Origin of the sequence: Bacteroides cutis (assembly GCF_900241005.1) — a bacterium.
GTDB lineage: Bacteria > Bacteroidota > Bacteroidia > Bacteroidales > Bacteroidaceae > Bacteroides > Bacteroides cutis.
In genome coordinates, this window is the sequence record NZ_OEST01000001.1 from 480,749 (window position 1) to 494,643 (window position 13,895).

General features: G+C 41.7%; 8 protein-coding genes. 5 read left to right on the plus strand and 3 right to left on the minus strand.

All coding sequences use genetic code 11. The features are described from left to right. Window positions 1-17 precede the first annotated feature (17 nt). From C1A09_RS01890 to C1A09_RS01905, 4 genes are all read left to right on the plus strand, one after another. Window positions 18-1,874: a RagB/SusD family nutrient uptake outer membrane protein gene (locus C1A09_RS01890; RefSeq protein ID WP_180949160.1), complete on the plus strand. Its 1,857-nt coding sequence runs from the start codon at window positions 18-20 to the stop codon at window positions 1,872-1,874. Window positions 1,875-1,908: 34 nt separating this feature from the next. Continuing rightward, entirely contained in the window at window positions 1,909-4,665 is a 2,757-nt protein-coding gene (locus tag C1A09_RS01895) for a SusC/RagA family TonB-linked outer membrane protein (RefSeq protein ID WP_101542039.1), read from the plus strand. A gap of 15 nt (window positions 4,666-4,680) precedes the next feature. Beyond that, on the plus strand, window positions 4,681-6,357 hold the full coding sequence (locus C1A09_RS01900; RefSeq protein WP_101542040.1) for a RagB/SusD family nutrient uptake outer membrane protein: 1,677 nt from the start codon (window positions 4,681-4,683) through the stop codon (window positions 6,355-6,357). A gap of 336 nt (window positions 6,358-6,693) precedes the next feature. Next, a complete protein-coding gene (locus tag C1A09_RS01905; RefSeq protein WP_101542041.1) occupies window positions 6,694-7,506 on the plus strand; it encodes an SPFH domain-containing protein in 813 nt (270 codons plus the stop codon). Between the two features lie 162 nt (window positions 7,507-7,668). Here C1A09_RS01905 and C1A09_RS01910 read toward each other — a convergent pair whose 3' ends face one another. Together C1A09_RS01910 and C1A09_RS01915 are read right to left on the minus strand one after the other, a co-directional pair. Continuing rightward, a complete protein-coding gene (locus C1A09_RS01910; RefSeq protein WP_233519843.1) occupies window positions 7,669-9,054 on the minus strand; it encodes a TlpA family protein disulfide reductase in 1,386 nt (461 codons plus the stop codon). A 99-nt stretch (window positions 9,055-9,153) separates the two neighbouring features. After that, window positions 9,154-10,017 carry a hypothetical protein gene (locus tag C1A09_RS01915; RefSeq protein ID WP_101542043.1) on the minus strand — a complete coding sequence of 288 codons (864 nt, stop codon included), beginning with the start codon at window positions 10,015-10,017 and terminating at the stop codon, window positions 9,154-9,156. Window positions 10,018-10,542: 525 nt separating this feature from the next. On the opposite strand from C1A09_RS01915, the gene mutS reads away from it, so the two are divergent. Further along, window positions 10,543-13,161: a DNA mismatch repair protein MutS gene (gene mutS, locus C1A09_RS01920; RefSeq protein WP_101542044.1), complete on the plus strand. Its 2,619-nt coding sequence runs from the start codon at window positions 10,543-10,545 to the stop codon at window positions 13,159-13,161. Here mutS and C1A09_RS01925 read toward each other — a convergent pair whose 3' ends face one another. Continuing rightward, window positions 13,162-13,890, minus strand: coding sequence for a hypothetical protein (locus C1A09_RS01925; protein WP_145998962.1), 729 nt, complete (start codon window positions 13,888-13,890; stop codon window positions 13,162-13,164). Between the last annotated feature and the right edge of the window lie 5 nt (window positions 13,891-13,895).

Consider the following 13,895-nt stretch of genomic DNA (forward strand, 5'->3'; position numbering starts at 1 on the left):
TTTAAACAATGACAGTAATGAAAAAGATAACAAAACATATTCATCTGTTGATATTGTCTCTGATAATATCATTGGCCTCCTGCGAAGACTTGGCTTTCGGCGATAAGTTTCTTCAGAAACCACCCAGCGGAGATGTGACGATTGATACCATTTTTTCTACCGCTGACTATGCCCGTAGGGTATTGTGGCATGCTTATGGTACTTTACCTTGGGAACTTCCCAAGGAATATGATGGGGACGGTGCGTTGCGGTTTACCGTTCTTGAATCGTTGACCGACTTGAACCAGGCTACTTTAGGATGGAGCGGTGCGGAAAGAATTTATTATTCGGGAACCTATAATGCAGGTTATGAGGATCTCGAAAGTGAATACGGCTGTACAAAGTATCGTATAGGTAGTTGGTGGAAAGCCCGCCAGGTATGGAAGGGTATCCGTCATGCATGGACATTCATCAACAATGTGGATCGTGTGTCCGATATGGATGGAGATGAAAAAGAACGTTTGAAGGCGGAGGCTAAACTTATTATTGCCATCCACTATGTGGACATGATACGTCATTTGGGAGCAATGCCTATCGTTGACCGTGCTTATGCGCCCGAAGAAGTGAATATGCCGCCACGTGCCACTTTGCAGGAGACGGTAAATTTTACCGTGAAACTGCTGGATGAAGCCGGAAGTTGTGAACAGTTACCTTGGGCACTGCCTAGTGATGACTTGAGTAACTGGAGTGGACGTCTGACACGTGGGGCTGCTTTGGGATTGAAAGCCAGATTATTGCTTTTTGTAGCAAGTCCGTTGTTTAACGATGCCGAACCTTATTATCCGGGTGAAGCTGCAGACAAGCACATGACTTGGTTTGGTGGATACGATGCCCAGCGTTGGGAGGATGCCCGTCAGGCATGTGAGGACTTCTTTACGGAAAACCAAAAGGAAGGTGGCTATTATAAACTTGTACAACCTGCTTCTGCCGATTTGAAAGGATATCGCAAGGCTTTTCAAGACGCTTATTATACCAGAGGAACCACGGAATCGTTGATTTCCGTACGTAGATATAACATGACGAACAATACTCCTTGTTTGATGCAGAGTATGCGTTGGGGTGGATGGTGTCCTACCAAGGAATTCTTTGATATGTTCCAAATGACCGATGGTACCGATTTTGACTGGAACAATCCGGAGCATCGCCAAAACCCGTTCATTAATCGTGATCCCCGTTTGTGCGAAAGTATCTTGTTAGACGGAGACGACTATCAAGGTACTAAGGCGGAAGTTTTCATTGCCTATCCCGGTGACGAGGCTAACTATCCGCAAGGAAAGCATGTAAAAGTAAGTGGGTATACGGATAGTAACAGTATCATGGGTAGTGGCATTGCAGCACGTAAGTTTGCTCTCGACCGTGCGGGTGAATACAAAAACCGTAGTTTCCATTGGCCACATCTTCGTTTGGCAGAACTCTATCTGTCGTATGCAGAGGCATTGAACGAATGTAACCGTACAGGTGAAGCTTATCAATATGTCAACGAAGTGAGAGCCCGCGTAGGTTTGCCTCCTTTGAAGTTGAAAGGTGAACAAGATGAAAAAACCGAGTTCCGCGAAGCCATTTTACGTGAACGTGCCTGTGAATTTGGTTATGAGAATGTACGTTTCTTTGACCTGATACGTTGGAAACGTGAAGATATCTTTACGAAATCCTTGCACAAGTTGAATTTCTATCGTCACAAGGATACGAAGGAATATAAGTTTGAATTCCCCGAATTGTTGCAGAGAGCCTGGCAGAAGCCCGGCGGTTTCTCTCCGAAATGGTATTTGAGTGCATTCTCTGCTACTGAGGTAAACATAAACTATGGCCTGGTACAAAATCCGGGTTGGGAATAAATCGACATTGTAAATATCTATATATTGATTATTTATGAATAAAAGTATAAAACTAATCACAGCTGTTTTGTTGTTGTCGTCATCCGTTGCGACTGCACAAGTAGCAGACAGCATACAGCAATACAGACGAGGAATGGTGTTCGACCGGAAAGAAGCGACTACTGCCGGTGGTACGGTAACGTCTGAAAGACTTTCCCATAAGACCAGTATTAATGCGTCAAACTCGCTGTACGGACTGATACCGGGCTTGTATACTATGCAGAATGCCAATACGGCATGGGGTGATGCTGCTACAATGTATATACGCGGACTGGGTACTACGAATAGTAGGACTCCTCTGATAATGATAGACGGTTTTGAACGTGGAATTGAAGATATCACCGTACAGGAGATAGAGTCGGTTACCGTATTGAAAGATGCGGCGGCACTGGCGTTGTATGGTGTGCGTGGTGCCAATGGTGTGGTTTACATCAAAACAAAACGTGGAGTGGTAGGAAAGCCGGTAATCAATTTCAACTATGAGTTCAATTTCGGTACTCCTAACCGCTTGCCTAAATTTGTAGACGGTTATACATACGCACAAGCGTTAAATGAAGGTTTGAGAAATGATGGTTTGTCGCCACGTTACAGCCAACGTGAACTGGATGCTTTCAGAGACCAGACTTATCCGGATTTTTATCCTAATGTAGACTGGTGGGACGAAGCTTTACGCGATCATAGTTATGGTGACAATGTGAATTTCAACATTCAGGGTGGTAGCGAAAAAGTACGTTACTTTGCCCAGTTGAACTGGTTGGACGATCGTGGTATTCTGAAACCTGTTTCTGATAATGAAGGTTATTCAGGACAACTTAAATATTCCAAAGTGAATATTCGTACCAACCTGGATATCCAGGCTACCAAAACCACTCAAGTACAGATTGGTATGTTGGGTAACTTTGCCGAACATAACCGTCCGGGAGCAACGGTGGGTAATCTTTTTGGAGCGTTGTACCAAGTACCTTCGGGGGCTTTCCCTGTGAAGACTGCCAATGGTTTGTGGGGAGGCAACGACATCTATTCCAATAATCCGGTAGCTTATATTTCAGGAATGGGGTATGCCCGTTCGCAGAGCCGGGCTCTTTATGCTGACATGAATATTATGCAGGATTTAAGTGCTATCACTCCCGGTTTGTCGGCTTCCATGCAGATTGGCTTTGACAGTAACGGTAGCTATTGGGACAATAACACACGTACGTTTGCTTATGAATCGGCTGTGAAAGGTTGGGACGGAGAAGAAGACAAATACGAAAAGTTGAGAGAAGAAACGGCTTTGAGTTTTAGCAGCAGTGTAGGCTCGATTGTACGTCGTTTTACGTTTGGTGCACAGGCTAACTATGATAAAATGTGGAATGATCATAAGTTGAATGCCACCTTGTTCTACTCGATGGACAAGACCAGCAGTCAAAGACAGAACAAGTCGCGTGCCTATATGGACGTAGCGGCACAGGCACATTATACCTACAAGAACCGGTATTTGTTGGACTTTACATTGTCGGGTTCTGCTGCAAGTGTTCTTGATCCGGACGACCGATGGGGGATATTCCCATCAATAGGTGCGGGTTGGATATTGTCTGAGGAAGATTGGTTGAAAGACAATGGTATTGATTTGTTGAAGTTGAGAGCATCTTATGGTATTACGGGTAGAGCCGATTATGAGATGGGGTTATGGAAACTTTATTTTGGAGGTGGCAACGGATATTACTTCGGACAGACTCCGGCCGGAGCGAGTGGTTATGCTGAAAATCAGATTGCCGTGGAAGGATTGACCTATGAGAAATCACACAAGCTGAACGTAGGTATCGATCTGGTTGTCTGGAAGAATCTTTCGCTTACTATCGATGGTTATTATGACCATCGTACGGATATTCTGGTAGACGGTTCCACTGCTATCTCTTCCATATTTGGTATGTCGGTTCCAAAACGTAACGACGGTATCGTGAATAGTTATGGTGTGGAAGTGGCGGCTGCTTGGAACGACCGTATCGCTGACTTTAGTTACCAGATAGGTGGACAACTCTCTTTCAACCGTAACAAGATTATTGAAATGAATGAGGAATATCGTCTGTATGATTATCAAAAGCGTACGGGACAAAGTCTGGGACAGATATTCGGTTATGAAGTGGAAGGTATCTATCAAAGCCAGGAAGAGATTGACCAACGTGAAGTGAAGCAATATCTGGGTGTCGTACGTCCCGGCGACTTGAAATTCAAAGATCAAAACGGAGACAAGAAGATAGACAAGTATGACGCGGTGCCCATGGGTTACAACGAGACTTGTCCGGAACTTTATTTCGGTTTCAACTTGGGAGCGGAATACAAGGGACTTGGTTTTATGGCACAGTTCCAGGGTGTTTCTCATTATAGCAAATATCTGAACACGAATAGCGTATATCGTCCGTTGACGGGCAACAGTACTATCTCACAATACTACTGGGACAACCGTTGGAGTCAGGACACGCCGAACGGTACGTTACCGAGACTGACCACACAGGGTTCGGACAATAACTACAATGTAAACTCCTTGTGGGTGACCGATGCTTCGTTCTTGAAATTACGTACATTGGAACTTTATTACCAGATGCCTGAAAGATGGATGAAGAAAGCGGGTTTCGTCAAAGGTGTGAAACTATATGCCCGCGGACACGATTTGTTCAGCTTGGACGGTATCGACATTGCTGATCCTGAAGCATTGGGCACGACGCACCCTACAATGAGACAATACACTTTTGGTTTTAACTTGCAATTCTAAAGTAAAGTGACTACAATGAAAAAAATAAAGATTATAATCGGATATTTTCTGTCCACGTTCCTAATGACAGGTTGCAACTTCATGGATTGCGATGAAGCGGATAACTATAGTAAGGAAGACGTGCTTGCCAGTTATACACGTGTGGAGCAATTGGTTACCAATGTATATGGCCATTTGCAACATGGATTTTGTAACATAGACGGAGCCATGCAGGATGCAGCTACGGATGATGCCGTTCATATCTATGAATCTTCTTCCATCCAGTATTTCGTGAATGGAATGTGGTCGCCCGATTTGTTGGTAGATGACCTTTGGGCCAAATATTATAGTGGTATACGTGCTGCCAACCTTTATCTGAAAGAAACGGAAGGGCTGACTTTCAGTGAATATGAGTATGGCGATAATTATGAGAACATCATGAAAGAGTTCAATAATTATAAATATGAAGTACGTTTCTTGAGAGCTTATTTCTACTTTGAACTTGTTAAACGCTATCGTAATGTACCTTTGGTGTTGGGAGTATTGTCGCAGGAAGAGGCGAATGAAATGCCGTCTACATCTTATGAAGAAATCGTCAAGTTCATCGTTGATGAATGTACAGATGTAGCGAAATATCTGCCCGTGAGCTATAGTAGTTTCCAAAGTAAGGAATACGGACGTATCACCAAGGCAGCTGCCTTGGCATTGAAATCGCGTGTTACACTCTATATGGCAAGTCCGCTCTTTTCGGAAGATAGTGACGAAAAATGGAAGACTGCCGCAAAGGCGGCTTATGAAATTATCGGTTCGGCGTCTGAATTGGGATGTAGCTTGGGTAAATATGCCGATTTATTCGGCGAAACTAATAATATGGCTTCGGAAGTGATTTTGGCTCGTTCGGTAGGTGAGACAGGTGACTTTGAAAAACTGAATTTTCCTGTAGGTATAGGTGGAAACAGAGGTACTGCACCCACATCTACTTGTCCCACACAAAATCTGGTGGACGCCTATGAAACAGCTGACGGAAAACCGTTTGACTGGAATAATCCCGATATGGCAAAAAATCCGTATGCTAACCGCGATAAGCGTTTGGGTATGACTATTGCCTATAATGGTATGGTTTGGCCTGTGAAACCATTGGAAATATGGGAAGGTGGTGCCAATGGGCTTCCTATACAGTATGCCACGACTACGGGCTATTATCTGAAAAAGTATCTGAACAACTCCATCAGTTTCGAGTCGGACAGTAAGGTGACGAAAAAATATCATAACTGGATTTTGTTCCGTTATGGTGAAATTCTTCTGAACTATGCCGAAGCCATGGTCAATGCTTTCAATGATCCTAATTATAAAAATGCCGAACTCAAGATGAGTGCTTTGGAAGCCGTAAATCTTGTCCGTGACCGTAGTGACGTGAAAATGCCTTTGTTGCCGGATAATCTGAATGCAGATGATTTCTTGAAGCGTGTCAAGAACGAACGTCGTGTGGAATTGGCTTTTGAAGGACATCGTTTCTGGGATTTACGCCGTTGGAAAGCATTGGATGAGACAACCAACATCTATGGCGTAAAAGTAGAAAAATCAGGAGAAGGGTTCAAGTATACCAAATTCTTGTTTGCAAACCGTACTATAACCGATAATCTATATTTCTACCCTATTTCCAATCTTGAAAGATATAAGAACCTGAATTTGGGGCAAAATCCGGGTTGGTAAACTGGTAAAATAGGGAAAAATGGCAGGTAGGCCATTCTTATGAAAAGAACGTGTAAATGGTTACATGGATGTGATGTCCGTGTAACCATTTCTTGTGTATCTTAGGAAGGGGTATCTGACGGGAAGAAGTGGCGGAGTAAAAATCTTTCGGGTTCGTGTTACATTATTCGTGTTACATTAATAGCAGATGAACGGAGAATTTTTTGTTACTTTGTAGTGGATAGCAGATGTAAGAGAACGACGCATTTGCCAGAAAGTAACCGACATCTTTGCCGGATGTGGAAAAATAAGTAAACAGAGAATTACATTTATCATTTAAACAAAAAAATATCAGTTATGGGAGTTACAAAGAAATCAACCGTGAAATTGGGAGTAGCAGGTATCGTAGGCATTGCAGTGGTAATGTTGTTTATGGTCATGTTTGCCGTGGAGCGTATCGATTCGGGACAGACGGGTATCATTGTTAATTTGGCAGGCAGCGAACGTGGTGTGGACGATGCTAAAGTAGAGACCGGATGGGTAGTTTATAATCGTTTTGTAAAACAGTTATTCGAATATCCTGCTTTTGCGCAGATTGTGGATTACGAGCCTTTCGACATACAGGATAAGAAGGGTACCATCTTTAAGACGGATCCTACCATTGAATATTATATTGAACGCGAGAATGCGAAAGTTGTGTTCCTGCGTTATCGCAAGACTACCGAGGAGTTGGAGCAAAGCGTCATCCTGACGGAAGTCAAGAACGCCTACAAGGATGTTGCCGGATTGTATGAAACCGACTCGCTCATCAATAATCGCCCTGCTTTCGAGAAAGAGGTGGAGGGACTGTTGAAAGAGCGTTTGAGTAGTCGTGGATTTACGTTTACCAACATACAGTCTTCCGTAAAACCGAATGATTTGCTGCAAGCCGCCATCGACGAGAAGAATACCGCTGTGCAGAATGCCTTGAAGGTGGAGAATGAGAAGAAAGCCGCCATTGCGGAAGCCGAAAAGGTAGTGGCTGCCGCCAAAGGAAAGGCGGATGCCAATCGTATTCTTCAACAGAGTATTACACCTGAGCTAATTCAGCTCAAGGCAGTGGAGAAATGGGACGGTAAATTGCCGTTGTCGACAAGTGGCAATACATTGCCGTTCTTGAAACTGCAATAAGGAAAGTTTTTTCTGAGGCATGAACGAAACCGGAATAGAACGAATATTGCAGACAGAGGGCATGATAAAATCAAGAAGAATATAAATAACACTAAATGTTTCCTCGCTGTTATTGAGGAATTTGGAATTTTGTTATGTGATTCTTGGTAATCTCTTTATCATTTAATTTAAAAGTTCATTTATCTTTTGGGTGGTACCTGGATAACTGGGACGTAAAATTGTACCATAATTTACAATTACACCTGCCTGGTTAATCAGGAGATATTGGGGATGGCTATGCATGTTCCAATGCTGCATGACACGCCTGTAATCTTCAGCGTCAATCCAATCTTCCCAGAAGATACAGTCAATATCTCTATTATTTAATGAGAAACGTTCTAAGATTTGCTCATAAGCTGTCCGGTTTCTGCCGTCGCAAATACTAACCATTGCTACTTCCCGGGGAGAATATTGTTCCCGTAATTTTTTCAAAGGTTCCATTTCCGCCAAACATGGTGGACAAGTTGTCGTCCAGAAATTTATATAAACCACTTTTCCTTTATGCTTTTCCAAAAGGTGGTGGACAGAAGTCATAAAAGACATATTCTTCGTCATGGTATTATCCGGATAATACCCATAGAGCATATAATCTGATATGCTTTGAGGATTATTCAGATAATCTACTTTCTTTTTATAAAGGCATAAAATATTCTGTTTAAGGTAGGAATTTTGTACGATAGAGTCAAATGCTTGTCGATGAGTAGTGAAACATGTAGTATCGTTGATAAGCAGAGAACTTCCTATAAGATAAGCATAAAGATATTCCTTGATGGCATTTTCTTCTAAAGGTTTTAATAGTTCATCCAATTCAGAATTCGTATTTTCCGATATACGATATTGAAAAGCATGGAAAGAATTACAAATGTTTTTTACTAATGAAAATTGATTGGCAAAGACTATATCATCCGATACGAATAGGGAATTTGCTTCAGACAAAAGTTTCTTGTATTTGTCGGCATCAATATCGTTTCCTTTGAGAATTTGCTGGAAAGTATATCCAAACAAAGTTGAATAATAATCTATCAACAATAAATCTGCCGTATATTTCTCTATCTCTTTACCGGGAGAATATTTCTTTAAAAAATCATTGCGACGTTCCAAACGGCTATTGTATTCTGTTTTTAAAGTCTCCTCAAAAATTTCCGGACTTGCGTTTTTATCATAAGGATAAGACATCCGGTAGTATCCTCCATCAGTAAAAAGACTCATGTACTTGTTCAGATTTCCGGAAGTTCCCGTTATACGGGGATGTAATAAATCTTGAAAATCAATCTCTACATGCAGGCTGTCACCCGGACGGACATAAAGATGTTCTGCATAATTGCACAAAGACACTTCACACAAGGAAGTATAAGAAGGGAAACGGAAAGAAAAAGTACCGTCATCTGCAATTGCAGATATATAAAAAGTTTCTTGTTGTGGGAAGAAGGGTATGACGAGTTTTAATTTCTTTTCGTTGGGATATACTTCTTTATTCAGTATCTGTCCTGAGATTACTATCTCTTTCATTATCTCTTCTGTCGGTTTTTGTTGTTTGCAGCTGATACAACACAAGAAAATTGATAATATCCATAAGTATTTCATGCGTGTTTTATTATTAGAATTATCTTATCGTAATGGTGGCATCTGAAAACGGGGTGGCGCCAACGTTGCCCCACCTTTATCACTTTTGTCAAAAACAGTATTACGAAGTATTTCATATAATATTCCGCCAACATCCAAACCCAGCTTGAGCTTGTTGATATTGAAATAAGGGATGACTACGGGAACGGTTTCCCAATGTCCGCGCATGGAGTCGTAGTAACGTTGAACGCCTACTTCCATGCCAAAACGTTCGGACATATCCAATGACATGGTAGCACCGTAACTGGAAGCATCCATTCCATAATTATTTCCAAAGGCATATAAACCGAAAACTTTGAAGGTAACACGGTCAGAAGGATGATATAATAAAGCGCCCGAGGCATTGAATGTTTGTCCGGTAGAATGAATCATATTTATCTTCATGGCATTTATACTGCTTTGGAGTTCCAGTTTCTGATTGAATGTATGCTGATATCCTAACGAAGCATCATTGATTCGTCCAATACCCGGAAGGCTTGTCTGTCCTCCACTACCATATAATGCGCCGTGGGGAAAAGATTTTAATATACCGGTAGTACGATAATCACCCTGAAAAAGTGGAGAAGGGTTTGTGTGATAAGGTAAGTGGATGTTTTTCTTTAAAGAAAAATGAGGTAGGGAATCGAAAAAAGTCGGTTGAAGTACAGAAGAGGAAAGACCTCTTCCGGGAGATAACTTTAAAGGGGAAGAAAGGAGTTCTTTCAATTCCGGTCTTATACGTATACTGTCGGGAATAAAACGCGTGTTGTCTTCTTGTGCGGAAAGTAACCGCGGAGTAAAAACCAACAGAAAACATAACCCTAAACGGATTATGAGATAAAAGATATCTACTTTTCGTTTCATACGTATATCCTCCTTCTTTATATTTACATTTTACTTGTTTTCTATACGTCTTTTACCACCGGCAATAATTTTATTGTGATTATCGTATCTTGCTGTTTATTACAAAAGTAAGAAAAAGAATGGAATGTAATGGTATATTATAAGATAAAGAATATTTAATAGAGCTATTAATTTTTAGACTGTGAAACATCAGGATAAGGATGATTGATCTGCAACCTTAAATCGGTGATTTTATGTTGATCCGTGATTGCCACGAAACGTATGGGTATAAAAAAAGGAGTACCGCTGTACTCCAACCTTTGTTAACCTTAAATCTAATACTATGAAAAACACATTGCAAAGGTACGGACTTTTGGCTAATATCCAAATAAAGCAAATAAAAAAGCGTGTTTTATAACATGTTTTAGTAAAATAATGCCTTTTGTTAAGGCTTACTAAGGATTTGAAGGCTCTCCACGTTTATTTTCTAAAAAAGACTTATCTTTGTATCATCAATAAATTTAGCTTACTAACCGTAAAAGACATACCACCGTGAACGAAGATATTGTTCTTACCCCAATGATGAAACAGTTTCTTGATTTGAAGGCAAAACATCCTGATGCTGTCATGTTGTTTCGTTGTGGCGACTTCTATGAAACTTATTCAACCGATGCTATTGTTGCTGCCGAAATCTTGGGTATAACCCTTACAAAGCGTGCCAATGGTAAGGGAAAGACTATCGAAATGGCGGGCTTTCCTCATCATGCACTCGATACGTATTTACCCAAATTGATACGTGCAGGAAAGCGTGTGGCTATATGTGACCAGCTGGAAGATCCTAAATTGACGAAGAAGTTGGTGAAACGAGGTATTACGGAACTGGTGACTCCGGGGGTATCTATCAATGACAATGTACTGAATTACCGTGAAAACAATTTCCTGGCAGCCGTCCATTTTGGTAAAGGTGCATGTGGTGTCGCTTTTCTGGATATATCTACAGGTGAATTTCTTACGGCGGAAGGTCCTTTTGACTATGTAGATAAGCTGTTGAATAACTTTTCTCCGAAAGAAGTACTTTTCGAGCGTGGTAAACGTGGCATGTTCGAGGGGAATTTCGGAAGTAAGTTCTTCACATTTGAGCTGGAAGACTGGGTGTTTACAGAGACAACTGCCCGAGAAAAATTGCTGAAGCACTTTGAAGTGAAGAACTTGAAAGGTTTCGGTGTAGAACACCTCAAGAACGGTATTATAGCTTCGGGTGCTATTTTGCAATATCTCATTATGACGCAGCATACGCAGATCGGTCATATCACCTCGTTGGCACGTATCGAAGAAGATAAATACGTTCGTCTGGACAAGTTTACGGTACGTAGTCTGGAGTTGATGGGCAGCATGAATGATGGCGGCAGCAGTTTGCTGAATGTGATAGATAAAACGATCAGTCCGATGGGTGCCCGTTTGTTGAAGCGCTGGTTGGTATTCCCGTTGAAAGATGTTCAGCCCATAAACGATCGGCTGAATGTGGTGGAATATTTCTTTCGTCAGCCGGATTTCAAGGAGTTGATTGAAGAACAGCTGCATCTGATAGGTGATTTGGAGCGTATTATCTCTAAAGTGGCGGTAGGACGTGTATCTCCCCGTGAGGTCGTTGCGTTGAAAGTTGCTTTACAGGCCATCGAACCTATCAAGGAAGCTTGTATGCAAGCTGATAACGCCAGTTTAAATCGTATTGGCGAACAACTGAATATTTGCCGCTCTATCCGGGATCGTATTGAAAAGGAAATAAACAATGATCCGCCGTTGCTTATCAATAAAGGCGGTGTTATTAAGTCCGGTGTTAACGCCGAACTCGATGAGTTGCGCCAGATAGCCTATTCCGGTAAAGATTATCTTTTGCAGATACAGCAACGTGAAAGCGAGTTGACGGGTATTCCCAGTTTGAAGATAGCCTATAACAATGTGTTCGGCTACTATATCGAAGTGCGTAATGTGCATAAGGATAAAGTGCCACAGGAGTGGATACGTAAGCAGACGTTGGTCAATGCGGAACGTTACATTACGCAAGAGTTGAAAGAATATGAAGACAAGATACTCGGTGCGGAAGACAAGATATTGGTGCTTGAAACGCAGCTTTATACGGAACTGGTGCAGGCATTAAGCGAATTCATACCCGCCATTCAGATAAATGCGAACCAGATAGCCCGTCTGGACTGTTTGTTGTCTTTTGCCACTTCTGCCAGGGAGAACAATTATATCCGTCCCGTCATTGCCGATGATGATGTGTTGGAAATTCATCAGGGACGTCATCCGGTCATCGAAAAGCAGTTGCCGATTGGCGAGAGGTATATCGCCAATGATGTGATGTTGGACAATAATACACAGCAGATTATTATCATTACCGGTCCCAATATGGCGGGTAAGTCCGCTTTGTTGAGACAGACCGCATTGATTACTTTGCTGGCTCAGATAGGTAGCTTTGTACCGGCGGAAAGTGCGCATATCGGATTGGTGGACAAGATATTTACCCGTGTGGGTGCCAGTGATAATATTTCCGTCGGTGAGTCTACTTTCATGGTGGAGATGAATGAAGCGGCGGATATTCTGAACAACCTTTCTTCGCGTAGTCTGGTACTTTTTGACGAGTTGGGTCGTGGAACCTCCACTTACGATGGTATCTCCATCGCCTGGGCTATCGTAGAATATATCCATGAACATCCTCGTGCCAAAGCTCGTACATTGTTTGCCACGCACTACCATGAGCTGAATGAAATGGAGAAGAGTTTCAAACGCATCAAGAATTACAATGTATCGGTGAGAGAGGTCGACAATAAAGTTATTTTCTTGCGTAAATTGGAACGTGGAGGTAGTGAACACTCTTTTGGTATTCACGTAGCAAAGTTGGCGGGTATGCCGAAAAGTATTGTGAAGCGTGCCGATGAAATATTACATCAGTTGGAGGTAGAGAACCGTCAGACCGGGATGGTCAGCGGTAAAACCATTACCGAAGGTGCTTCTTCTGCCGGTGGTATGCAACTGAGTTTCTTCCAGCTTGATGATCCTGTACTGTGTCAGATACGCGATGAGATACTCAATCTTGACGTGAATAACCTGACTCCGCTGGAAGCGCTGAATAAGTTGAATGATATTAAGAGAATAGTGAAAGGGAAGTGATTAACTTCCCTTTTTCAAGGCGGATATTATTTGTTTGGCCTTAGCTTTGGCTATCTTATGACAAAGCATTGTCATTGAAGTAGATAAATTGGGTATCTCATCCATTTCTGCTTTATGTTTACGTTCCCATTCATAGATAATATGTTCTTTGGTTTCGCTTTCGGCAGGAAACGTTTTTTGTGCATCTTTTTCTTTCCATTTCACTATATATTCCACGCGATAGTTTCCGGTATATCTTTTCTTATTCACTTGGAGTGAATTGAGTTGATAATAGCATTTGCAGGAACTGATTTCAGCAAGGTAATCGGCAGGTTGTTTCCCCTTTGAGGGATAATAAGCCTTAATACCTTGTACTTCCAGTTCGTCCTTCAAAAATTGAAGTATCAATATAGGACTGAGACTGTCTGCTAACGTTACCTGCATCTGTACACTGTCCCTATGAATAAGAAATTCACTCAAATTATGGGTAATTTGACCTTCCTGTTTAGTAGTGGTATTACTATCTTTCCAAAAAGGATCGACGTCCTTTCGGAAATCCCGATATAGACTGCCGTCACTACTATGAAAATTGTTAGAGGTATAGTTTGTAGCGACATCATAATAATAAGTCTCTGAAAATATTTCTTTGTTTCCTGTATTATTGAACAGTTTTACTTCTTCTTGTCCAAACATCATACTGGAAAATTGTAGCAATAGTATTGCTATCATGGTAGGGAGTGATTTTTTCATGGCAA